The sequence below is a fragment of the Vibrio sp. HI00D65 genome, assembly GCF_001635455.1.
Classification (GTDB): domain Bacteria; phylum Pseudomonadota; class Gammaproteobacteria; order Enterobacterales; family Vibrionaceae; genus Vibrio.
Map to the genome: position 1 here is coordinate 14,231 of NZ_LWEH01000235.1, position 24,142 is coordinate 38,372.

Here is a 24,142-nt window from a genome sequence, read left to right on the forward strand (position 1 = left end):
ATGAGATTTGTATCATTTCAGAATTGCATTCGAATCGGTCAATGCTATCACTGATTGTGTACTGACTTTTACTGCGATTCATCTTTATTATAATTTCGTCAATCTCCCTCTTTAGCGACGCTCTGCAGCAAAGTACATTTCACAGCGCGCAATTGATATGTTATAACATATCAAACGAGAGGGAATTTAGTACTTAGAATGAAAGATATTGAAGCGATCATTAAGCACGTCAAACAAGGGTGTAGAGACAAAGGAAAACAGTTTACCGCCAAAAGGCTGCTGATACTGCGTGCGTTGGCACATGCCGATAAAGCGCTGTCTGCCTACGAGTTAGTCGACTATTGCAAAGAGCATTTTGATCAACATGTTCAAGCGATGTCGGTCTACAGAGTCTTGGATTTTTTAGAACAACACCACCTAGCACACAAGATTAAGGTATCAAATAAATACATACTTTGTGACCACATCCTTTGTGAGCACGAACATGGCATCCCACAATTTTTGATTTGTTCTAAGTGCGACAAGATAAGTGAACAAACCATCAACCCTTCTATTATTCGCGATCTTAAATCTCACGCGAAACAACAAGGATTCACCGTCACAAGCCCTCAGTTAGAGATCAGCTGTGTTTGTGATGAGTGTGCTAAGTCCGAAGTAAATACGCCCTGCTAAGAATACCTACATCTAATCACTAGATTCCAAACGTATTAGCCTAATTAACAAGGAAAGAATAAAACGCTATGCCTGCAACGCTCATTAAAAATGCCTACGTGGTCAATGAAGGCACCGTTACCGAGATAGATGTATTGATTGTCAACCAACGAATTGAAAAAGTTGCGAGCAATATAAAGCCAAGTTCAGAATGTGAGGTGATTGACGCGCAAGGTTGCTATCTCATACCGGGGATGATTGATGATCAAGTCCATTTTCGCGAGCCCGGGTTAACCCACAAAGGCTCAATCGCAACAGAGTCACGTGCCGCTGTCGCCGGTGGTATTACTAGCTACATGGAAATGCCAAACGTAACCCCTGCTACTACGACCATTGAGGCCTTAGAGAAAAAATTTGATATCGCAGCACAGAGTTCACTGGCTAACTACTCTTTTTACCTAGGTGCAACTGAAGATAACCTAGAGCAAATCAAGCAGCTCGACCCGACCAAACACTGTGGCGTAAAGGTATTTATGGGTGCTTCAACGGGTAACCTGTTGGTTGAAGAGCCTCAAGCACTCGATGCCATATTCCGTGATTCTCCCGTCCTGATTGTCACCCATTGTGAAAGCGGGCCTGTTATCGCTAAAAACCAAGAGCAATTAAGAAAAGAGAAAGCAGTTTTCACGATTGAAGACCACCCTATCCTAAGAGATGACAGAGCCTGCTATGCCTCTTCTTCTTTTGCTGTTGAGCTCGCAAAAAAGCACAATAGCCAGCTTCATGTATTGCATATCACTACAGAGAAAGAGTTGGCACTATTTGATAAAGGGCCAATCGAAGGCAAGCGCATAACCGCTGAAGCGTGTGTTCATCACCTTTGGTTCAGTAATGAAGATTACCCAAAATTAGAGAACCAAATCAAATGCAACCCAGCCATCAAATTTCCAAGCGATCGAGAAGCACTACTTGCCGCCCTTAACACCAATCAAATAGACATCATCGCCACAGACCATGCTCCTCACACATGGGAAGAAAAACAAGTTCCTTATGAGCAAGCGCCTGCCGGTTTACCCCTTGTGCAACACGCCCTCTTGACTCTGTTTGACCACGTACATGCCGGAACCATGACCGTAGAACAAGTCGTAGAAAAAACAGCACATAACCCATCCATTCGGTATGCGATACAAGAGCGCGGTTATATTCGTGAAGGCTACTTCGCAGACTTAGTACTCGTCGACCCAAAAGCATCAACATTAGTTGATGAGGAAAACAACCTTTATCAATGTGCTTGGTCTCCATTCACTGGTCACGAGTTCTCTTCCCAGATCAAACATACTTGGGTAAATGGCACCAAGGTTTATAGCAATGGAGATTCGAGCTTGCTCCAAGATACAAATCACTCTCCAGCAATGAGGCTGTCATTCAAGCGCTAGTTGAGCAGTTATTACCATCAATAAAAAGAAATCAATATGTTAAGAAGAAACCCTAACGGTCATATGCCAAACGTATCGGAAACCGCCTTCATTGATCCAACAGCCATTATTTGTGGCAAGGTCATCATTGAAGATAACGTGTTCATTGGTCCTTATGCCGTGATACGTGCCGACGAGGTTAATGAACACGGCGATATGGAAGCTATCGTGATTAAGCGCGATACCAATATTCAAGATGGTGTGGTTATCCATTCGAAGGCCGGTGCTGCGGTAAGCATAGGAGAACGCTCCTCTATCGCTCACCGCTCCATTATCCATGGGCCTTGTGAAGTCAGTGACGATGTCTTTATCGGCTTCAACTCTGTCGTTTTCAATGCCGTCATTGGTAAAGGTTGCGTGATTCGTCATAACTGCGTGGTGGACGGACTCGACCTTCCTGAGAATTTTCATGTACCACCGATGACCAACATAGGTTCAGGCTTTGATCTAAACAGCATTTCAAAAGTACCACCAGAATACTCGGCTTTTTCAGAATCGGTTGTCTCTGCCAACCATACTCTTGTTCAAGGCTATAGAAGGATTGCTAATGAACTCTAATAAATCCCCCTTGCTTGGGATTCCGACCAACATTATTACTGGGTTTCTCGGAGTAGGAAAAACCTCTGCGATTCTTAACTTAATGAAGCACAAACCAGCCGATGAGAATTGGGCTATTTTGGTGAATGAGTTTGGTGAAATTGGCGTTGATGGAAGTTTATTCGAAGGCAATCAAACCAAACAACAGCAAGTTTTTATTCGCGAAGTACCCGGTGGCTGCATGTGCTGTGCAGCAGGTTTACCGATGCAGATAGCACTCAATCAGTTGCTTTCTGAGGCGAAGCCAGACCGCTTACTGATTGAGCCTACTGGGCTTGGCCACCCAAAAGAAGTGTTAGAAGTATTATCTTCTGAACATTATCGTAAAGTGCTATCACTGCAAAAGAACATCACCTTGGTAGATGCTCGCAAACTGTCTGATACTCGTTATTCTGACCACGATACTTTCAACCAACAAATTACCATTGCGGATACGGTCGTCGGCAATAAAGTAGACCTTTATAACAAGGGGGATGCAGAAAAGCTTGCCGAGTACGTCGCACAGGTTTGTCACAATAAAACTAAGCTCATATTTGCCCATCACGGTAAGATCCCTTTCGATGAGTTTGATGGAGACACCAGCTTTTACCATCATCAAGCTCATGGGCACCATCATCACAAACAAGATAGGCCACTCGCGTCTGAACTCCCGATGCCAGAAAGCGGCATGCTCAAAGCGACCAACCAAGGCGAAGGCTTTGAGAGTATTGGATGGCGATTTGCAGCTGATAAACTGTTTGACCACCAGCGTTTACGACACTTTCTAGTCGGCTTGAAAGTTGAACGTATGAAGGCGGTGTTCATTACTCCAAATGGTATCTTTGGCTACAACTTAACAGAGGATGGTTTGACCGAATCAGAACTCGATGAGTGCAGTGAAACCAGAATTGAAGTAATTGGTCAGGACATAGAGAGTGAGCTGGAAAGCCAACTTCTAGATTGTCTTGTTAACTAAGTTCGCTCCATCGATAATTAAAACTAAAGCCCTATCAAATAGAACATTCATAGGGCTTTTTAGACATTGGAGTAAACATCGCTACGTTAGTTTACCGACACCAATCGTTTCTCTGCTAACGCCATCGCAATGTTAGCTTGAGCGTAAGCACTCTCGTTGATAAAGTGCGGGTATATGTCTTGTTCTCGTTCCCAATAAATATCATAGCCAAAGAACGTCGCCAATATCGGCTGTCCTTGCTTAACGACCTCGAAATCCCGACCACATATCGCAGGATGCACCGTAGCAACACGCATGCCGTCTGGGCCAAGGGGAACATTAACTTCTTCAACATAGAAAAACGCATTGTAGTCTTCTAATGCTTGCAGCTGATTGAGGTTATGCTTCTCAACATAATCAAGCACCATGGTCAGCATCTGCTTCATCAGTTTAAGCGTGTCGAATTTAAGCGAACCATGTGCCTGAGCACCCACTTCAATCATTACACCGCACTTCCCCGTAGTACAAAGGTAAGGCTGCTCTTCCCATGGTTTCCTATCTTCAAATAGAATATTCGCTTCCGGCATTCGCTGTTTCACATACGCGCCCATTTTTTGATAGAAAGCATCGTTGGAAAGCAAGATCAGTGTCGCGCCCATATTGCTGGTTGTGTTGTGTAGGTCGATAATGAGTTGCTGCTCTTTGCTTGCGTATCGCTCTGCAAACTGGCGAGCTACGGTATGCTCGGCTAAACCTAGCGTGTCGTCATTGTTGAGCTGAGAAAACTCACGATTTAAATCCGTGTCTAGGTACCTTACGTTCTGATCTACCGCTTTTGGGTTTGCGATAACTGAATCGGTAGAAAATGTCGAACGATCAGCGGCATAGAAGCGCTCTTTAATGAGTTTATGTAGATAAATTCCAGAGAGTTCGTTACCGTGAGTTCCGGCGACCAGTAAGACTTGTTTTATGTTTTCCATGTAATTGATTTCCAAGTATCGAAGGTGCAAGTTACCCTGTATCATTGTTACAATATAACATAACAATAAGACAAATCATTCTCTAAAAGAGAGAACAAGAAAACACCTGATAATTCGAAAGAAAATCGAGAACCTTAGATAACGACCATATTTCATGTTTTCATCTCATCATAAGAAAGCCCCGCGCTTGCGAGGCTTTAATTCATACATGGTCATCGGGGTATAACGACTATAAAGGTGACTTCAAACCCCTCTTCGTTAATGAAAACGACATCATGATTGCTTAACGAGTTTCCTTTCCACTTCTCTGTCACCGGATGTACCGCTACTCCGCGCTTTTGCAGGTTTAACGATCAAACCAATCCCGATTAAGAACAACACCGATGCCACTACTTGAGCGAGTGACAACACTTCGTCATACATAAAGTATCCGCTGATCAGCGCGAAGACTGGCACCAGCAAGGTTAACGGTGCAGTAGTGCTTAATGGATATTGGATTAACAACTTGTTCCACACCCAATAGCCAAATAGCGTGGTTGGATAAGCCTGAAACAGCACCGCAATCGTTGTGTTCCAATCCCATTGTTCAATCCCCTGCCAAATGATTTTATCTCCGTGTAACATCACAGCAAACAACACCAACGGCGCTGGTGCAAACAGCATTCCCCACACATTAAACGCAAACGCCTGTCTAGTTTTGGAAGCCTTAACAATGACGCCCATTAAGGTCCAACTGCACGCTGCAATCATAATCAAGATAACGCCATTAACGGTGACATTCCCTTTCGCCGCTGAGACTAAAACTGCAAGTGCACACAGGGCTAACATCGCACCAATTAACTTACGAACCGACGCACTTTCTTTGAAAACCCATACCCCAACAGCCATTCCAATAAGCACATTGCTTGAAAGCAATACTGAGGAAAGCCCAGATGAGATCCCTGCTGTTATTGACCATGAAGCCATCCCCCAAATACCCACACCAAACACGAAGCCGTAACCCACTAAATAGCGCCAAGCGACATTTGGTCTCGCCACAAAAAATATCACTGGAATCACCGCTAGCGAGAAACGCGCGGCCGTTACCAACAAAGGATGAACATTGGTTACGCCCATTTTGATCATCGAGAAATTGAATCCCCAAATTGCCATCACCAACACCGCTAACAACAAATCATTTCTTTTCATACTGTCCCCCTCTTTTGTTTTAAAAAAGTATCCCTTGAACAAAAAAACGGGTACAGATACAATTTTTTAAACAAAAACCAGTACAGTTAACCACAACCGTTACCATGAGCATTTACCGAAAACTTGCGAATCAGTTTATTAATGAGATTGAAAGTGGAAAAAGACCCGAAGGTGGGCGGATGCCTTCGCTTCGTCAATTAGCTAAGCAACAAGCCGTTAGCATGTCGACCGTAGTAAGTTGCTACCAAGAGCTAGAGTCACAGGGCTGGATTCACTCTCGACCACAAGCCGGGTATTTTGTTTCTCCTCATAAGCCAGCTCACTCAACACCTGAATGGGCACAGTTTGAGAGTAAAGTTTCCAGAGTGAGACAAACCTCATCGACTCACAACTCAATCAATGGGCCTTTAGGAGTCTCTAGCACCACCAATGATGAGCAATCGGTCGTTGAACTAGAACGCAGCTTCCGTCGCTCTATAAAACGCATGGGTAACAGGCTCAACCATTACCCTGATACTCAAGGCGAGCCGATATTACGACAAGCATTGTCCACTCACTTTGCAAAGCTTGATGTGCATTTTTCACCAGGCGAACTGGTGGTCACGGCTGGCTGTATGTCGGCAATAAAAGCCGCTCTTGAATCGTGCACCAAAGAAGGCGATACCATTGCCATTAGCTCACCATGTTTCAACGGAATACTCGAATTACTTGGCAAGATGTCGCGTAAGATCATCGAGATCCCATCTCTAGATGACGGTGTAGACCTACAACAGTTAGAAACACATCTCAAAAGCAAACGCGTCGATGCCGCTATCTTCTGTACCTCGCATATGAACCCACAAGGGATCAATATGTCGGCCAGCCAAAAACAGAAATTGGCGGCATTGGCGAATGAATATCGAGTGCCGATCATTGAAGATGATGTGTATTTAGAACTCTCTTATTCTTCGCACACACCACTGCCTGCCAAATACTATGACAAAGGTGGTTATGTTTTATGGTGTGGTTCTGTCTCGAAGAGTTTATCACCAAGCTATCGTTTAGGGTGGTGCTTGCCAGGAAAGTATATTGATGAGTACAAAGCGCAGTTTTCTTCTGCAAGCTACGGCGTTGCCCTTCCTACTCAGCTAGCTGTCGCTGACTTTATTGAATCTGGTCAATACGCAAAGCACGTTCGAAGAAGATGTGCTCAAATTCTCTCTTTACGCCAGCAATACCTAAGTTATTTAACTCAAAACCTTCCTGATGACGTCAAAATAAGCAGCCCACAAGGTGGCATGGTACTTTGGCTACAGATCCCTAACCTCAACCATATCTCATTTGCTCAAGCGGTTTCTGAGAAAAAGATTGATATTCGGCTTGGGCATCTGTTCAGCACTCTTGATCTCTACAGCAACTGCTTACGCATCAACTTTGGTTATGCGCTAGAGGGAGAGGCCAAACAACAGCTGGATGACTTGATTGAACTTATCCGACAATGTGTCAGCAAATAGCTTTTGGCCCACGCTTTGATCTTTAATTTTTTCATCGCGATTTGTTATAAAAAGGCGTTTATTTTTCTGATTTGAACGTGGCTAAAGCCCGTTACCGTAAGGAAATCCACTCACCTTAAAACCCTCAAATGTTGAGTTTGCAAGGTTGTGCCCATTTATGCAACTTAGCTAATGACACCTCATTTTTTGTCTTCAATATACACCCGTCAGCGCTGGCGTTATCCCGTATATGAAGAGAATAATTATGAGTGATAAAACCAAAAATAAACCACTACCTTCCTTTATTGAAGAACGCTTAAACCATTACATTGAAGATCTCATTACCCAGAACGAAAGCCAAACACACTTAGTTCTGGGTAGACGTCCTAGGCGCAATTCAGTTGTGATGCAAAGCAATGATTACCTCGCGCTGCCACACAACAAACAGATTCAACAAGCCCACCAGCAAGCGATTGCTGAACATGATGACAACATCGTCATGTCAGCTATCTTTTTGCAAGACGAGGATTCAAAACCCGCCTTTGAAAATGAGCTAGCGAGCTATGTAGGAATGGAAAGCTGCTTGCTCTCTCAGTCTGGTTGGGCGGCGAACATAGGCTTACTGCAAACTATCTGTCCACCACAAGCTCCTGTGTATATTGATTTCTTTGCCCACATGTCTTTATGGGAAGGTATTCGAGCCGCAGGTGCGAGCGCGCATCCGTTCATGCATAACAATATGAACCATCTGCGCAAGCAGCTTGAGCGCTATGGCTCTGGCGTCATTGTTGTAGATTCGGCCTATAGCACCATTGGCACAATTGCCCCACTTCAAATCTCAAATACACTCGCGTGCAAACCCACTATATCCAATGAGTAATCTTTTTGAGTAATCGGTTCTTGTCTGCCGGTTTTACAATAAGATCAGACATTCCTGATGACTCCATCTTCTGCAGAGTTATGGGCGAGCTGTCCCCTGTATGAGCAATGATCGGCACCCAAGAATAAGGCTTATTCGCGCTTCTAATGAGTCGAGAAGCTTCGACACCGTCCATAATAGGCATTTCAATATCCATTAAAACCAAGTCAATGGTCTCTGAGTCTAGAGCGTCTAATGCCTGCTGACCGTCTTCTTTCTGTACCACATCAAAGCCTTGCTTTTCCAGCAACATCGCAGTAAGACGACGTAGAGACTCGTTATCGTCGACTACCATAACGGTGCGCTTATTTGCATTTTCAATCGGCTTAACGGCCACCGGTGGAGTCTCGTAATTGGAGTCAAACAGTAAATGGTCAATCGCTGCTTTAGTGTTCAGTAGCAAGACTTGAGTTTCTATCCAAATTGGTTCAAATGAAATATCCCTCACTTGTTGAATAGGATAATGTTCATATAAGTACACAATTCGCGCTTCTGTGAGCGATAATAAATACTCAAGCTCATCAAGGCTGCTTGCCCTCAAAATGATACTTTCCAAGTCGACGAATACTAAATCAAAATCGAACTGATACTCTGTTTTATTAAGTGCTGATGCCACATCCAAAATCGTAAGTTCAAATCCCATAAGTTGAGACATTTCCGTCACTTTCTTATTCAGGACAGTTTGCTCACTCACCATCAATGCCGACTTTAAGTTTCTTAATTCACACTTAATCTGATTGACTGAATTTGACGTCAAAGAAGGAAACGTCATTGTAAACTGCGTCCACTCTCCGACTTCTGATTGACATTTAATCTCACCACCAAACGAACGCATCACCTTCTGACAAAATGATAAGCCTAACCCGTAGTTTCCTGTTTTACCTGTCGTATAGAAATCTTGGAAAATGTGACGTATTGCCTCACTAGAGATACCAGCCCCGTTGTCCGTCACTACAATTTGATTAGTAACATCATCGCTACTCAGGGTGACATGAATATGAAAATCTTCCGGACTTCGGTGATGGAACGCATTTTTATACAGGTTGTACATCACATACTTCAACAAAGTGTCGCTTCCTAAAAAATCAAAGTCACTTTGTACATCCAAAGATATTGCTGATTTATCTGACGCACGCTTATAGTTAAAGTTATCAATTGAATATTCGATCACCGATTGTGCAGAGTGCTTTTTAAAGGTTGAACGGGATAAACAGTTCTCATCAATTGACGTCAACAATAAATCGATGGTCTCGTTACCTGAGTGGATAATTTCCAAGGCCTCGTCGCCCAAGTCACGTAGCTGCTTTAACTCTTCAGCGCTCAGTGCATATGGCTCTTTAATGTCACCACTTTTAGGGTTTGGTAGTATCGATTGAATAACATCAATAGAAGTTAACAAGCCACTAAGAGGGTTTCTCATTTCGTGTGCAATACCAGCGCCAAAAGATTTCGCTATAGATACCTTATTCTCGTATTCCACCTGATTACGGAAATAAAATAAGTTACCGAATAGATAGATAAATAAGAAAATTGGCACATGCGTCCAATTCATGGTTATCTCAAGGTAAAAGCCTTGAACCACCCAAGCACAAAACGTCGCAATCCCTATTCCGACAAAGGTTTGCGCAAACATCACCTTAGTGACATGAACCAAAGAAATATGAAGGAATATTGCAGACATGAAAGACATGACCCAAATATTGGACCAATTGTTCATCAGCAACATATAGAAGAAGAAAGATGGAAGACAGAGTGTAATCGCGACTTGATAATACGCAGGCAGATACTTTCGCCATTCAAACGGTACGTGTTTACGGAAAATGATGCCGAAGAACAACACCGAGCATAACAGCCGGAGAGGCAGATTTTCATAAGGTTGCGGGAACAGATACTCCCAAACTACATAGTAAACAGGGAAACCGACTAAGCCCATCCAACCTAAGAAGGTTAAATTCGGTTCAGCATATTGATAAACTTTACGAATAGCGCCCATACGAAATTCTTTATTCCCTAAACTCTGACATTTACCATTCTTATTATTTTGTTTTTATTATAACTTAGCGATTATATTACACATCACCTCCAAGCAATGAGGTTTGAATCAAATATATACGCGCTTTTGCATTTAATCTGTTTTAACCCTGCAGCCAAATACATGAAGGCCTCGTTAATACGAGGCCTAATAGTGATTTCATTTCTTGTTATCTGTGACACATAAAGCTAGGTTATCGGCAAGTAAATATTAGTGAGCAAATCACATTCATCCACATGATGGACTAGATTCACGTATTGGAAAAAGCACGGAAAATCTCTCAAAGATTCGCCACTCTTGGGTAACCACTCACGATATAAGTAGCTTACCGTGTCAGCGATTAAATCATGGTTGCCCTTATGAACAGCGACAGCACAACGACCGCCCGGAATGATCCTCTTCTTAACACCAAAGATATTTTCTGGGACATCCCCGTTATGGCTTCCGCAAATATCAAAGCGATATTCATCTTCAGGGGTATCTGAAGGGTCAGAATAAGCCACACCAAATGTGTCACTGGTTTTTACCGGAGAGAAACCCGTCGACTTCCTCCAATCAATAAATTTAGCAGCAGTATTGTAAACCAGCTTTGGGCTCCCTTTATGCTCAATCAGTGCAACCTCTGTTTCGCAAAAATCGACGATTTTCACATCCATTATCTCTTCTCCACTCTTTGGTAAGTTAAACTCATACTTTGAACGCCAATATGACCAGTTGGGTTGTTTTCTAAATTGAGAGGGTGTCTGCTTAAAGTGCCTCGAAAATGCTCGAGAGAATGCTTCAAGACTCTCAAAGTGAGCCTCCAATGCAATATCGGTGACACTGTACTCGGGCTCAAAAGCTAAACGAAAAGAAGCGCGCTTTAACCGAGCAAACGACACATACTGAATAGTGCTAATCCCCATAAACGACTTGAAGATACGGTGAAAGTGGTACTTTGAACTCGCCGCCACTGAGCTCAGCTGATCCAAAGTTAATGACTCATCCAAATGTCTATCAATGAAGTCACACACATTTCGTATTCGTCGCTCGTGATGTTTCACTACATTCATTTTTGTTACCCAATAAAGAATTCGGAAAGATAATACCGACGAGGCGTTAAGTTCGCCTGATTGAGATTGCGAGACTGACTTAACTGTTGTTTTTAATTCTATATTAAGTCGTAACAAAAGGCTCTTTAGCCAATGCAGCACTAAAGAGCCGAAGCCTACTTAACAACAGATATTGAGCGTTGTGATGCCTACTGCATTACAAACTGGGCTAGTTCAGTTCCAACATAGCATTAATCCGAATTATTTCTTGCTGCCATTTCACTTGCAGATTAGGCTTCTGATGCTTTGCTTTACGAGCTTGATCCTTACTGAGTAATTCTTCGAGCTCTAATAGCCTTTCTAAAAGACCCTCTTCATCAGTTTGCGACTGCTGATCATCTGTTTTAGGCAGCTCAGAACCAGAATCGACACAGACTATAGAGTTAGACTGAATCGAAGCAGAGCAAGATTCCGCGTTTTTGCCTTGATGGATGACAGACATCGCTTCATACACCGCATCTAAGTAAGTCATTTCCACAAGTTGACCGTCATTGATATACCAGAATCGATTGCATGATTTTTCGATCAACTCTCGATCATGGCTGACCAACAGTAGCCCCCCGTCGAATTGAGTTAAGCAATTCGCCAGCTCTTCCTTACCTTCAATATCAAGGTGGTTAGTGGGCTCATCCAACAACAGGAAGTGATACTTCGCTAGCGATAGCCCAACGAACAGCAGTCGAGAACGCTCTCCACCGCTAAGCTCTGCGATCTTTTGCTCATGTCTTTCATAGGAAAAACCTGCGCTAATCAAAGCCATTTTTCTAGCTTCCTGCGAAACTGGATAAAATGAGTAAAGTGAATCTATTAGTGAATGGTCATCACTTAATTGGTGCAGGCTTTGGTCGTAATACCCGACTTCGGCATTTGGGTGAAAATAACCATTATCTCCAAGTTGAGAAGCCTGATAATTCGCCCACAATACTTTCAGAAGAGACGACTTACCCGCCCCATTTTTGCCTAGCACAGCAACACGGTCACCACTCTTTATCTGCTGGAACAGCACTTCAAACAGTGGCGCTTGGTCGTCAGCGGCGGTAATTGGCACCTCTGACAATTCAAGTATTCGATTGGCCTTCATGGGTTCACCGGACAAACTTAATGTCCATGGTTCTACAGAATCCAAATGTGTCATGGTCGAGCGTAACCCTTCGGCGCGCTTTTCCATGCTTTTTGCTTTTCGAGACAGACCTTCATTGTCAAAGTCACGCCCCCAAATCGCTAAACGATGAGCGCTCTTTTCGATGCGGTCGATCTCTTTCTTTTCTGCTTGTTGCCTTTCCGCATCCGTTCGGTCTTTATCTTCCAATGCTTTTCGAGCTTTGGTGCACTTTTGGCTAAAGGTAAGTACCCTTTTGTCACGTAGCACCCAAGTAGAATCGGTGACGTGGTCAAGTAATCGTTGATCATGCGAAACCATGACAAACGTACCTCTCCAATCTTTCAGAAACTGCTCTAACCAAAGTAACGTCGGTAGATCTAAGTGGTTGCTTGGTTCATCTAGCAATAGGACATCTGGCTCAAGAATCAATGCTCTCGCGACTAACACTCGCGCGTATTGACCGCCACTTAAAGTGCCTACCAGCTGGTTCCAATAGCTTTCATCAAATCCTAAATTAGAAAGAGTAATTTGCGCTCGCCATTGCTCTGTTTGATGCATGTTTAAAGGAAGGTTATCGGTCACAGCATCGAGCATTGAGAGACTTAAAAGTCGCTTAGGTAAGTGTTGCTCAATTAAGGCAACTACGGCATTCGAGGCGAACGAAACATTCCCTACACAGTCAGGTAAATCTTTGTTTAACAGACGTAATAAGGTGCTTTTGCCACAGCCATTACTGCCAATAAGGCCAATGCGGTCACCTCTCTTAATGGTAAAGGAAAGCCCATCAAATAACCGGCATGATGTTAGGTCGTAAGAAATGGATGATGTAGATATTAATGTAGTCATTTGTTTACTCAAGTTTCAAGCGCAACAAAGCGCTGTTGTCATTCGCTGACAACAACCAAGTAAACTAGAGTGAAGAAACTCTATTGAAGGTTATATTGAAATGCTTCGCTCAAGTTTTGGTTATCGCAGCACGATATTTTTAAAACTTGAGTTTTGGTCGTACCAAAAAATATGCGCGAAGTTAAATTCACACACTTTCATAAAAATCCTCCTTATATTTGTCTTGAGTTGAACATAAGCGCTAAAAATAAATCACATTAATCGATGAGTCAAAATATTTAGGCGCTTCGACTTATACTTGATTTACAACCTTAGGTCACTGTTACTCGGTGCATTTTTCTTGGCGTATCACCGTAATCAATCACAGCATAATGCTGAGTGACTCTGTTGTCCCATATCGCCATTGAGCCCTTGCTCCATTTGAAACGCACTTGATACTCAGGTCGACGTGCAATTTCAAAAAGCTGGCGAAGTAGTGAATCACTCTCTTCACGTTTGAGTTCATTGATGTAACGGGTAAATTGCTCGTTTATATATAGCGTCTCTTTGCCCGTTTCTGGATGAACTTGTACTAACGGATGCTCTACTGGCGGGTTTTCTTGCGCGGTTTTCAGCAGTGACTTATGCCAATTTAGCTCAATTTGGTCCGATTCAATACCCTCAAACGCGACTAACGAATGCGTTGCCGATAAGCCTCTTAGCTTGTCTTTCATGCTTTCATCTAATGAATCGAACACTGCGGTCATCGAACACCAAATCGTGTCGCCACCGACATCCGGTACATATTGAGCATGTAATAGAGAGGCTTTAGATGGTAGCTCCCGCCAGGTTAAGTCGGTATGCCAATAACTCTCCATTGGCGCATTACCTCGAGTAGTTTCTATCACACTGACTTGCGGGACTTGTTCTACACGCGGAAAGAAAGGATGAACGGGTTCGAGCTCTCCGAAACGCTTTGCAAGCGCTAAGTGTTGTTCAGGCGAGAGGCTTTGTTCACCCAAGAAAATGACTTGATAAGTAACAAGTGCCTGGTACAAATCATCGAGTTCACTCTCACTGCAATCCGAAAGATTTAATCCATCAATACGAGCGCCAATGTGAGGGGTAATAGGTTCAATTTTCAACATACTTTCGCTTATCGGTTAAGAGATATTAATAGGGAGTCATGTAGCTACTCGTTATTAAACCGGACAGAACCGATTTTTCTTTCCTTAGCACGCAAAATAAAACCAGTTTATTCGAAAAACAAAAAAAGAGGCCCTACACTGGCTCTCTTTTTGGTTGTTGATACTTCCTGTATCCGCAGACAAGTCCAATCTGTAGTACTTTCACCGAAAGCCAGATCATCGATATCTCCAGTTGTGTATCACTATTAAATCTAGCATACACACTTCAAGCTTTTCTGAGACGTAACCGAAAGTTCGTCTAAATAGCGTCAATTCCTACTTATCAACCCAAGAAAGCAACGTCATATCTTTGTGTTGCCAGCTACAACCAAAAACAAAGCCCACAACAAGGTGGGCTTTGGCTATATGGCTTCTGAACTTAATAAACTAGTGAGTCACTTTCTGAAACCATCATTCAAACCTAAAATTAAAAATTTGCCTGGAGCGTCAAACCACTGTAAGCCGAGTATGCATTCAACATAACGTGGTATCTGCCGCTTTGGGTGACATTCACCGTACAAGTTTCGCTGTTGCCGGATCGGTAAGGTCGGCAGTCCCAAGTACTAAGCGTTGGTTTATCCCCGAAACGAAGATACAGATCCGCATCCCCTGTGCCACCAATGGTGACCACTGTCAGCTGTTGACCCTGTTCTAAGTCCATGTAGAAGTAGTCCTTTTGTCCTCGGCTGCCACTCAATCCATTAACCGGCACGCCAGAAACTAGTTTTCCATCTGGATCTGGTCCAGGTGTTGGACCACCGCAATCCGGTTCACAACCACTATCAGTCAAACTATACAGCAGTTTATTGGTGGTTCCTCTTGTGTCAGAAACCTTATTCTCCGAGGCTCTTGAGTTCAGTAACCCTGCGAGTTGAAGCGGTGTTAAGCCGTTATTTTCTTGTAAGTACAAGGCAGCAACGCCGGCAACATGTGGCGTCGCCATGGAAGTTCCGCTAATCGTTTTATAGCCGCCATCATACCAAGCAGACTTAATTTGAGATCCCGGCGCGAATAGATCAACACAGCTGCCCCAGTTAGAGAAACTTGAACGCGAATCAGAGCTGGTTGTTGAGCCAACCGTCACACCACTTGCTAAACGAGCCGGGGATGTATTACACGCATCGGCATTTGAGTTACCCGCTGCCAACATAAAGCTCACTCCGGATTGAATTGCGCCTTGCACCGCGCTATCCAATGCAGTTGATCGACCGCCACCTAAACTCATATTGGCGACTGAAGGCCCTGATGCATTTTGCGCTACCCAATCCACGCCAGATATCACGCCAGATGTGGTTCCTGAACCCGAACAGCTAAGTACTCTTACCCCAACAATGTTAACGTTTTTAGCCACACCGTACTGGCTGCCGCCAATCGTTCCTGCAACGTGGGTACCGTGCCCATTACAGTCACTCGAATCAGCATCGTTATCCACGAAATCATAGCCAGAAACCGAGCGACCGCCGAATTCCTCATGATTGTTATTAACGCCCGTATCAATCACGTAAGCCGTTACGCCAGAGCCATCAAAATTGGCATTATAGTTTCGGTCTAAAGGAAGACTTCTCTGGTCTATTCGGTCCAGCCCCCAAATCGCGTTACTTTGAACAGCTTCATTTGAAACAACAGGATCGATACTGAGTATTTGGTCTTGTTCAATATATTCAACGCGAGAATCACGTCTGAGGTTCTTTAATTGAAGTGCGTCTAGATTTGCCACAAAGCCAATAATGGAACTATCAAAAACATCGTCTGTTTTGATTGAAAACGAATTTGCCATCTGGCCTACCGTTTGTTGAGTGAACTGCTGTAATCCAGCAGCATCATTCATTAGCATCTGCGGTTGTTTCAATACAACAATATAGCGATCGGTGATCGCATCATCTGATGAAGCCATCATCAGTGGAGCAATAGGTTGTTGTAAGTTTTCAGTCGAATTTAAAGCCGAATCTTGAGCCAAACTGGATGTGGAAGAAATACCAAACGTGGCTGCAATACAACAACTTAATACTTTCTTTAACATAGATTGTTCCTTGATATTTTAGGTTTGTTGGTTGTTACCTACGGCAAACACGAAAATACAGACAGCCAGCGTTATACGCTCAATACGTGAAGCAACAGTGTTACAAATTCAACCTAAGACAGTACCAGTAGGATTGCTTATTAATTTATATTCATCACACTAAGAAGTTCGAGTGGGAACAAACTAATTTGAAAAGCTTATGCAATTGCACTTTATATAATTTGATCAAAAGCTCTAATTTTAACAAAAGTCGAATGGTTGGATAAAAATGGTTTATGTAAGAGGAATGATCTCCACTATTGACACATTACACACCAAAAATCCCAAAAAAACTAAAAAATGCAGCATCAAAACCAAATGCGATTAGTCGTACTTATAGTGAATAAATATTATTAATTGTACTCGCCGACAGCTTATCTCTATCTTGGCTACATTACCCAACACCATAAACCAACGCGATTACGTAGGGAAAACAATGACCGCCATTACCGATTTAGACATTCTGTTAAATTCCATGTCACCTGAGCTTATTGAAGGTGATTATATTTTTTGTACGGTAGAGGGAGGACTAGCCGACTATGTCCACCTCAATCCGATCGCGACCTTTCGAGAAAAAGAAGGATTAACTTTAGTACTAACAAAAGAAGTGGCGACTCAAACGCAGTTAAGTTTCGACGGTGTGTTTAGCATGATCACTTTATCGGTACACTCGAGCCTAGAAGCCGTAGGTCTGACAGCCGCCTTCGCAACTAAACTTGGCTCGTACGGCATCAGTGCCAATGTGATTGCAGGTTATTATCACGATCATATCTTCGTCCAGAAGCACAAAGCTGATCAAGCTATGAGCGCACTTCGAGAATTCTCAGAAGCGAACTAGCAGAAGCTAACTAGTAACATAAGTGCTCTAAGTAGATGAGTTCGCTCGTTTACGTATAAAGCTGACCAAGAGCTTGGTGAGATGCGTGTGATAGCTCATTGACCGATAGTGGATGTAAATCGTTAGTGGGGCTAATTCAAGGTCTAACCGTTGTTCGACTAACGAGCCCCGGTTCAACTCATCTCGACAGAATTCTCTTGGTAACGCTACAAAACCTAACCCTTTGACAGCTATAGCTTTAGCGATAAACCCACCATCAACATTGATGTCTGACTTAATAGCCACACTCTTCAAGCCCTCTGGCCCACTAAATATCCAGGGGTTACCAGCAAAAGCTTTGTAACTTGAAATACAAGGCATGGCGGACAGCTCCTCAACTGTGGTCGGTGAGCCATATTCCGCCAGACAAGATGGCGAAGCTAAAACCGAACTCTCCCATTGACACAATGGCCGTGAAACCCAGTCACGATCATCAAGCGAGCCTCGCTCAAAACTGATAACGATATCAGGGTCGCTGTTTAACGCGCTTTCTATCGACGTACTGTGTTCGCAAAACAGAGAAACATTGGGGTAGCTAAGAGCAAAATCAGCGAGAACATCACCAATGAAAGGGATGTCTGGTGAGCTCACGCGAATACTGCCTTTCATTGACTCTGTTGAAATGCTGACGTTTTGCAATGTTTGGCTCAATTGACGAAGAGGCTCTCGGATTTCGTGGTAAAGCATTTCACCAGCCGAAGTTGGCGTCACCTTTCTGGTTGTCCGGTAGAACAATTTATTGCCAAGCTCAGCTTCAAGCTGTTGAACATGTCTACTTACCGTTGAGCTAGGAATTAGCAAGCGTTCAGATGCTTTTACAAAGCTGCTCTGTTCAAAGACACAAATAAATGAGTTCAACCAAGCGTTATCGATCCTTTCCAATTCATTATCCCAAAACCGCTAATACTGAATCTCATATTAGCCTATTTTTCAGGATTATTTATCACGATAAGGTACAGAAAATTCGCTAAGGATAACAAATTATGACAACAAACAAATCGAAAATTTTTGAGCGCGATGGATACCAACTCAAAGTAGAGCAGCATGGTAAAGGCCCGAAATTATTGATTATTGGCAGTGTCGATTATTACAAAAGAGTGATTCCAACAAGGCTACATGAGCACTTTACTTGTCTGTATCTAGATCATCGAGGCTTTGCTCAAACCGTAAACGATAAGCAGAACGACACCATCACTCTGGACATCATTTCCAAGGATATTGAAGCTATCTGTGATTTTTTCAATATTCGTAAAACAAGTATTCTGGGGCATTCCGGGCATGCGTACATGGCACTTCATTTCGCTAGTTTGACCAATATCCAGATTAAAAAAGTCATGGTTGTCGGCGCTCCGCCAAATCTATCAGAGGCAATGAGAACTGAGCAATTTATATACTGGGATAACAATGCCTCAAATGAGCGAAAGAAGCTTTTGGATCAGAGCCTTGGAATACTTGAACAGGACATAGACAAAGAACCTCACAGAAAGTTCGCGCACTTGTGCCGTAGATTAGGGCCGATGCGTTGGGCAGATCCTAGTTTTGATGAGCTCCCCCTTTGGGAGCAAGTCACAACTAATACGGCACTACTTGATTCACTATGGGGAGATGCCTTTGGTAAGATAAATCTCGCGACGCTGCCTAATGCTAACCAATTGGATGTCACTGTCGCCATTGGTGAGCTTGATTTTAGCATTGCGCCTTTGTATACGTGGTTGCCTTTAAAAGAGACATTTCGCTCACTTGAGCTAGTGGCACTTAAAGGTGTATCTCATACCCCTATGCTTGAGTCTCAAGAGGAGTTTATTGATATTATTTGTGCTCACTTGCTGGGTTAAACAAAAAGACTGCTTTACCAGCAAATCAGACTACCACAAAAAATCTGTAAATTAGCAAGACTAAAAATACTATTGAGGTGCCTAGTTCGCACCTCATTTCATACGTAAACTTAAAAGCTATTGAAGAGCTCGATAAAAAGAGTGATTCTCGTCTGTTCCCTAAGCGCCAAGCAATGACAACGTAACCATAATTCAAGCTGGCTACACATTAAATGCTTTGGCATGAAAGGAGAGGCCATATGGAAAATTTGGAGGTGAAATGTACCATCTCTATTCAGACCCGGGCATACAACTTTGCTCCGCGGCGAATAATAACTAAAGTCTGGTGCTTACTCAGATTTTGTCCTCCCTTCAGCCCCAAAAAAACAAAGCTCATATTCACTTCTTTTGGGAGGTAATGCACTCAAAGAATGGATTGTAGCCCTCAAACATTTAGGGCTACAATCTATATGGATAAAAGATACTAATAAGTTAAGGTTATTTAGAATGTCGCATTGACACCTAACGTGAACTCTCGGCCATCGGCAACCGTAGTACTCGTTTTACCGCCGCCGCCAAAGTATTCAGTATCAAATAGGTTCTTAATATTTAAGCGCAATTCAACATCGGTCTCAGCAATATCCATACTGTAAGAAGCACCCGAGTCAAAACGGATGTATCCATCTTTAGATACTGTATTTTGGTTATCAGCAAAGCGTTTACCTTCATACACAGCACCAAGATTCAATGCTAGTTGGTCATTAACTTCATAACGACTCCATACATTCGCAGACCACTCTGGTGTATCAGCAGGTCGCTTCCCATTCAGGCTATCGTCTGCAGGTCTTTTATACTCAGCATCCAGATACATCATAGAGCCAGATAAGAAAAGTTTTTCTGTAGCTTTGCCTTGTGTACCCAGTTCAAAGCCTCGGTGTTTTTGTATACCAGACTGAGTCGTGATTTGATCAAAACTAGGGTTATCAACGAGCTCTTCTGTCACTTTTATGTTTGAAACTTCAATATCAAAGACAGCGCCAGTTATTAATAATTGCTCGTCAAATAATGACCATTTTGCTCCCAACTCGTATTGCTCACCGTATTCAGGTTTTAAGTTAAGGCCGTCATTAGCATCACTTTGATTATTAACCGCTCCCTGTGGCATGAAACTTTTCGAATAGTTCAGGTAGATACTGCTATCCAATGTAGGGTTAAAAATCAAACCAGTTTTGGGAGAAACCGCATAGCTGTTGTTGCCATAGCCCTCTTTATGCTGCTCGTCGTATCGGACACCAGCTAAAACTTTCCAGTAATTGTTGATAGTCATCAAGTCCTGTACGTAGAACCCAAAGTGTTTGTATGAACTATCGCTTGTCGACCGTGTGCTATTGTTATAAAAATCCGGTTTAACTACATTGTCCCCAGGCTTTACTTCGATGAAGTTGTTACCGTTTGCATCATTGTATGTATAACGTGTTTGCGCGTAATCGTAGTCAAGAATATTGGCACCTAAAAGCAGCTGGTGCTCTAGTCCCAAACCGTAGGCTCGCCCAGTTAGGTCGACATATCCCGTTTGGAAATTCCAATCGTCATAACGATCAAATGGTTTAATAAAATATCCATCTTCCATGTCATCGTAGCAGTTATTTTTATTGCATTGATTTGGTTGAGAGGCTACATAGTTTCGTTCATATTGTTGCTCGTTATACCCAAGTTTAACTTTCCAATCAGTATTAATTTGATATATCAAATCAGCACTAATGTTAGTCACTTCTTTATCTGTTTGCGCCCATGGCATATCCCAAATAGTTTCTCGATTACCAATAAGATTTCCTTCATCATCGAGACGTCCACCGTCTATGCCTGATTTATCATTGGTTTGACTATAAGCAAGAGACAATAGTAGGTCTTCAGTAACATCAAACTCTACGTTCAAATAGCCAACAAATTTATCGCCTTCATTGTGTTTGCCGTTTTGCTTGTACTTTCTAGCAGAAACAGAGTCCTGCTTTGCAAGTACAGTACGGTAACGAATTGTCTCATCATCGTTCAAGCTACCGCCTGCATCTACGCTATAGCGAGTAGAACCATTACTATTCACGTCAAAACCCACTTTGGCCATGTTTTCATATGTTGGTTTCTTCGTAACCATGTTAACCAAACCGCCAGGACCAGATTGACCATAAAGCATACTTGATGGACCTTTGAGTACTTCTACTCGCTCTAAAATCTCTGTAGGGTGTTGGTAATATGAAAAGTGTTGATGGCCATTGACAAGATATCCAGAGCTTGCACTTAAATCGAACCCGCGAATTTTAAAGTATTGAAAGCCCCACTTTTGTCCCCCAGCGGTAACGCTCGAATCATTTTCAAGAATATCGCCCAGATTATGTGCCAATTGTTCATCAGTCATTGAACTAGGGATCACGGCGACTGATTGTGGCGTGTCAAGTAAGCTGATGTCACTTCGCATTGCACCAAATGCTTCATCTGCCCTGTAATGATTAAACTGACTGCCGAGAACAACAACACGTTCGATATCCTCATTTGGGGAATCAACAGTCTCTGCAAACGCAGGAATTGAAATTACAGCAGAAATAGCCAATGGAAGTGGCGATAACTTAAAAAGTGAAGATGGAGTACTCAAAATAGCCTCTAGAAAAGTTGAAATGTATAGGTCAACTATTATAAATGAGATGAATTATCATTAGCATTACATTTACACTATTTACGTTTTTATCATTAGCAAGAAAAGATTGGTTAGGCCGCTGTGTGTGGCCTCAACATATAGCTTGCTCCAAACCCCAATTTACATAATCGATAGCTCATTTCCCATACAAAAAAGCGACGCAATGCACGTCGCTTTGGCTTATTGCTTAACGCAGACAGGCTGATCAGGCATCAGTGCATTAGACGCCTAAGCAAGCTTAAAAGTCGCCACTTTGTCACTTAAGCCAGCTGCTTGGCTTTTAAGTTCATTCGACTCATTTAAACTGTCCTGAGCACCAACCACCAAGTGGTCAGTCACATCTTTAATGGTCGTAATGTTCTGAGTGATCTCACCCGTTACATGGGTTTGCTCTTCTGCTGCAGTCGCAATTTGAGTCGCCATATCGCTAATCAAGGCAACAGACGTGTTAATCTCTTCTAGCGCGAGAGAAGCTCGGTCCGCATCTTCTACTGAATGTAGCGCTAGCTTAGAGCTCGTTTCCATCAGTTCAACGGCTTGTGCTGTTGTGCGCTGTAGAACATCGATCGTTGACTTGATCTCTTCCGTTGAAGAGTGAGTGCGTTGAGAAAGCACACGAACTTCATCAGCTACGACGGCAAAGCCACGACCTTGTTCACCAGCACGAGCAGCCTCAATTGCAGCATTCAAAGCAAGCAAATTCGTTTGCTCCGCAATACCTTGAATGGTGGCTAATACAGTCGAGATTTCTTGAGCGTGTTTATTCAGATCGCTAATCACACTACCCGCTTCGTTTACTTCATTCGCTAAGTTATTGATAGAACCTTTGGTGTCAACAACCAATGCATGACCACTGTTGGTGCTCTCCGCTGAGTCTTGCGCTGCTTTTGCCGTTTGCTCTGCATGCGATGCAATCTCTTGCGTTGCACTCGCCATTTCAGTGACAGCCGTTGCAACCATAGTGATTTCTTGCTGTTGATGGTTCAGCTCATTCACCGAAAGGTTTGCACGCTGTGCACTCTGTTCAGATTGGCTATTCAACTGCTCCGATTGGCTACGGATATGACCGATTAGCTGCTGTAAGCTACCAACAAACGTATTGAAGTTCTGAGCTAGCTCGCCTACTTCATCTTGATTATCAACATGAATGCGTTGAGTTAAATCACCACTGCCGTTCGCAATTTGCGCTAAAGCTTGAGACACATGATTTAGTGGACGGAATAAAATGGTACAAAGTAAATTAAATAGTACCGTACAAACCACTACCACTAGCAATGTCACCAACACTTGACCGATAACAGCATCAAAGAGTGGCGCCACTAAAGAGTCATGATTCACCACGCTAATCGTAATTAGATTGGTTCCATCAATTGCACGCGCATACAGTACATAGTCGGTACCGTTCAACTCAATGGAGATGTCCTTACCGCTCACCAACGCCTTTTGCACATCTGGAAAATTCAAACCAAGTGAACTGATATCTTTGTTAAGTAGCTTAGTGTCTGCATGTGTGTAAACAGTACCCTTATTTGTCGCGATAAACATGTAACCTTCCCCTGGAAGAATCACTTGCTCAAGACTATTTAGAATATCCGTTATTTCAACATCCGCGCCCAATACTACCTGCTGCCCATGCAGTTGCATTGCGGTGCCTAGTGACACTACATTCGCTCCCGTTGCCGCCGCAACCGTAGGGTTGTCCATGAAAACCTTACTTGGATTAGCAACCGCATTGGTATACCAGCCCCACAAACGAGGATCATCATTACCCGGTGGTAACACTACCCCATTGGCATTTTCTTGTGAGCCATCAGGATACGCTAAGAAGACATTATCAAAAGAGCCAGAATCGCGAACCTGTTTAAGGTGAGTAACCAAACTCTCCTTTTGAGACTCTTGAGACAGAGAAGTAAGCGCACGCTCTTTGGATAAGATCCAATCCGATACGTATTGATTGTATGAAGCCGATGCACCTTCTAAACGCTGTTCAACTTCTGTATCCAAACGCTGCAATGAAGCACGAAATGAAAGTGCTTCAACCAAAATCCCCCCCAGGATGATGGCCAGACTGGCAGAAATCGCCAGCTTATTCTTAAGTGAGAGTTTCTTTAACATAGGAAACCTATAATTTTTGTATAAATAGCGCTGGAAACAGGACCGTTCCCGCGCTGAAAGCAAGCTGATATATTTTACACATTAAAATAAATTATAAAATGCCCTAAAATATTGTATTTAAGGTATATGTGAGCT

General features: G+C 43.0%; 17 protein-coding genes and 1 pseudogene. 8 read left to right on the forward strand and 10 right to left on the reverse strand.

From position 1 onward, the window contains the following. Positions 1-198: 198 nt before the first annotated feature. The 4 genes from A3712_RS16570 to A3712_RS16585 all read left to right on the forward strand — a co-directional run bounded on the left by A3712_RS16570 (position 199) and on the right by A3712_RS16585 (position 3,678). Positions 199-672 carry a Fur family transcriptional regulator gene (locus A3712_RS16570; RefSeq protein ID WP_063524324.1) on the forward strand — a complete coding sequence of 158 codons (474 nt, stop codon included), beginning with the start codon at positions 199-201 and terminating at the stop codon, positions 670-672. Between the two features lie 68 nt (positions 673-740). Then, the gene (locus tag A3712_RS16575; RefSeq protein WP_063524325.1) at positions 741-2,087 is read left to right on the forward strand and encodes a dihydroorotase; all 1,347 of its coding nucleotides are present in this window, start codon (positions 741-743) and stop codon (positions 2,085-2,087) included. A 36-nt stretch (positions 2,088-2,123) separates the two neighbouring features. Continuing rightward, the gene (locus A3712_RS16580; RefSeq protein ID WP_063524326.1) at positions 2,124-2,684 is read left to right on the forward strand and encodes a carbonate dehydratase; all 561 of its coding nucleotides are present in this window, start codon (positions 2,124-2,126) and stop codon (positions 2,682-2,684) included. After that, positions 2,674-3,678 (forward strand): CobW family GTP-binding protein, encoded by a 1,005-nt coding sequence (locus tag A3712_RS16585; protein ID WP_063524327.1) that lies wholly within the window; start codon positions 2,674-2,676, stop codon positions 3,676-3,678. The genes A3712_RS16580 and A3712_RS16585 overlap by 11 nt, the downstream gene beginning before the upstream one ends. Positions 3,679-3,764: 86 nt before the next feature. Here the strand turns inward: A3712_RS16585 and A3712_RS16590 are convergent, their stop codons facing one another. Together A3712_RS16590 and A3712_RS16595 are read right to left on the reverse strand one after the other, a co-directional pair. After that, positions 3,765-4,637: an aspartoacylase gene (locus A3712_RS16590; RefSeq protein ID WP_063524328.1), complete on the reverse strand. Its 873-nt coding sequence runs from the start codon at positions 4,635-4,637 to the stop codon at positions 3,765-3,767. A gap of 273 nt (positions 4,638-4,910) precedes the next feature. Next, positions 4,911-5,825 (reverse strand): EamA family transporter, encoded by a 915-nt coding sequence (locus tag A3712_RS16595; protein ID WP_063524329.1) that lies wholly within the window; start codon positions 5,823-5,825, stop codon positions 4,911-4,913. Positions 5,826-5,929: 104 nt separating this feature from the next. Here A3712_RS16595 and A3712_RS16600 point away from each other — a divergent pair, with 104 nt between their 5' ends. Both A3712_RS16600 and A3712_RS16605 read left to right on the forward strand, forming a co-directional pair. Continuing rightward, on the forward strand, positions 5,930-7,318 hold the full coding sequence (locus A3712_RS16600; protein ID WP_063524330.1) for an aminotransferase-like domain-containing protein: 1,389 nt from the start codon (positions 5,930-5,932) through the stop codon (positions 7,316-7,318). 244 nt (positions 7,319-7,562) lie between these two features. Continuing rightward, positions 7,563-8,132, forward strand: a pseudogene (locus A3712_RS16605) (alpha-hydroxyketone-type quorum-sensing autoinducer synthase); the annotation flags it as partial. Between the two features lie 28 nt (positions 8,133-8,160). On the opposite strand, the gene A3712_RS16610 reads toward A3712_RS16605, so the two are convergent. The 5 genes from A3712_RS16610 to A3712_RS16630 all read right to left on the reverse strand — a co-directional run bounded on the left by A3712_RS16610 (position 8,161) and on the right by A3712_RS16630 (position 16,473). Next, on the reverse strand, positions 8,161-10,209 hold the full coding sequence (locus A3712_RS16610; RefSeq protein ID WP_063524331.1) for an ATP-binding response regulator: 2,049 nt from the start codon (positions 10,207-10,209) through the stop codon (positions 8,161-8,163). A 227-nt stretch (positions 10,210-10,436) separates the two neighbouring features. Beyond that, on the reverse strand, positions 10,437-11,300 hold the full coding sequence (locus A3712_RS16615) for an AraC family transcriptional regulator (protein WP_063524332.1): 864 nt from the start codon (positions 11,298-11,300) through the stop codon (positions 10,437-10,439). A gap of 208 nt (positions 11,301-11,508) precedes the next feature. Beyond that, the gene (locus A3712_RS16620) at positions 11,509-13,287 is read right to left on the reverse strand and encodes an ABC-F family ATP-binding cassette domain-containing protein (protein ID WP_063524333.1); all 1,779 of its coding nucleotides are present in this window, start codon (positions 13,285-13,287) and stop codon (positions 11,509-11,511) included. A 311-nt stretch (positions 13,288-13,598) separates the two neighbouring features. Then, complete coding sequence (locus A3712_RS16625; RefSeq protein ID WP_063524334.1) at positions 13,599-14,414, reverse strand: TauD/TfdA dioxygenase family protein; 816 nt, start codon at positions 14,412-14,414, stop codon at positions 13,599-13,601. Between the two features lie 466 nt (positions 14,415-14,880). Further along, positions 14,881-16,473 carry a S8 family peptidase gene (locus A3712_RS16630; RefSeq protein WP_063524335.1) on the reverse strand — a complete coding sequence of 531 codons (1,593 nt, stop codon included), beginning with the start codon at positions 16,471-16,473 and terminating at the stop codon, positions 14,881-14,883. A gap of 475 nt (positions 16,474-16,948) precedes the next feature. Between A3712_RS16630 and A3712_RS16635 the strand changes: the two genes are divergently transcribed. Continuing rightward, positions 16,949-17,350: an ACT domain-containing protein gene (locus A3712_RS16635; RefSeq protein WP_063524336.1), complete on the forward strand. Its 402-nt coding sequence runs from the start codon at positions 16,949-16,951 to the stop codon at positions 17,348-17,350. Positions 17,351-17,377: 27 nt separating this feature from the next. Here the strand turns inward: A3712_RS16635 and A3712_RS16640 are convergent, their stop codons facing one another. Further along, entirely contained in the window at positions 17,378-18,271 is an 894-nt protein-coding gene (locus A3712_RS16640) for a LysR family transcriptional regulator (RefSeq protein WP_063524337.1), read from the reverse strand. A 101-nt stretch (positions 18,272-18,372) separates the two neighbouring features. On the opposite strand from A3712_RS16640, the gene A3712_RS16645 reads away from it, so the two are divergent. Further along, entirely contained in the window at positions 18,373-19,224 is an 852-nt protein-coding gene (locus A3712_RS16645; protein WP_063524338.1) for an alpha/beta fold hydrolase, read from the forward strand. Between the two features lie 481 nt (positions 19,225-19,705). Here the strand turns inward: A3712_RS16645 and A3712_RS16650 are convergent, their stop codons facing one another. Both A3712_RS16650 and A3712_RS16655 read right to left on the reverse strand, forming a co-directional pair. Continuing rightward, positions 19,706-21,850 (reverse strand): TonB-dependent siderophore receptor, encoded by a 2,145-nt coding sequence (locus tag A3712_RS16650; RefSeq protein WP_063524339.1) that lies wholly within the window; start codon positions 21,848-21,850, stop codon positions 19,706-19,708. 270 nt (positions 21,851-22,120) lie between these two features. After that, complete coding sequence (locus A3712_RS16655; protein ID WP_063524340.1) at positions 22,121-24,007, reverse strand: methyl-accepting chemotaxis protein; 1,887 nt, start codon at positions 24,005-24,007, stop codon at positions 22,121-22,123. Positions 24,008-24,142: the final 135 nt, after the last annotated feature.

Coding starts and splice junctions, on each gene's coding strand:
- A3712_RS16635 (WP_063524336.1), top strand. CDS start 16,949: ATGACCGCCATTACCGATTTAGACATTCTGTTAAATTCCATGTCACCT.
- A3712_RS16645 (WP_063524338.1), top strand. CDS start 18,373: ATGACAACAAACAAATCGAAAATTTTTGAGCGCGATGGATACCAACTC.
- A3712_RS16610 (WP_063524331.1), bottom strand. CDS start 10,209: ATGGGCGCTATTCGTAAAGTTTATCAATATGCTGAACCGAATTTAACC.
- A3712_RS16595 (WP_063524329.1), bottom strand. CDS start 5,825: ATGAAAAGAAATGATTTGTTGTTAGCGGTGTTGGTGATGGCAATTTGG.
- A3712_RS16580 (WP_063524326.1), top strand. CDS start 2,124: ATGTTAAGAAGAAACCCTAACGGTCATATGCCAAACGTATCGGAAACC.
- A3712_RS16630 (WP_063524335.1), bottom strand. CDS start 16,473: ATGTTAAAGAAAGTATTAAGTTGTTGTATTGCAGCCACGTTTGGTATT.
- A3712_RS16655 (WP_063524340.1), bottom strand. CDS start 24,007: ATGTTAAAGAAACTCTCACTTAAGAATAAGCTGGCGATTTCTGCCAGT.
- A3712_RS16615 (WP_063524332.1), bottom strand. CDS start 11,300: ATGAATGTAGTGAAACATCACGAGCGACGAATACGAAATGTGTGTGAC.
- A3712_RS16585 (WP_063524327.1), top strand. CDS start 2,674: ATGAACTCTAATAAATCCCCCTTGCTTGGGATTCCGACCAACATTATT.
- A3712_RS16570 (WP_063524324.1), top strand. CDS start 199: ATGAAAGATATTGAAGCGATCATTAAGCACGTCAAACAAGGGTGTAGA.
- A3712_RS16590 (WP_063524328.1), bottom strand. CDS start 4,637: ATGGAAAACATAAAACAAGTCTTACTGGTCGCCGGAACTCACGGTAAC.
- A3712_RS16575 (WP_063524325.1), top strand. CDS start 741: ATGCCTGCAACGCTCATTAAAAATGCCTACGTGGTCAATGAAGGCACC.
- A3712_RS16625 (WP_063524334.1), bottom strand. CDS start 14,414: ATGTTGAAAATTGAACCTATTACCCCTCACATTGGCGCTCGTATTGAT.
- A3712_RS16600 (WP_063524330.1), top strand. CDS start 5,930: ATGAGCATTTACCGAAAACTTGCGAATCAGTTTATTAATGAGATTGAA.
- A3712_RS16620 (WP_063524333.1), bottom strand. CDS start 13,287: ATGACTACATTAATATCTACATCATCCATTTCTTACGACCTAACATCA.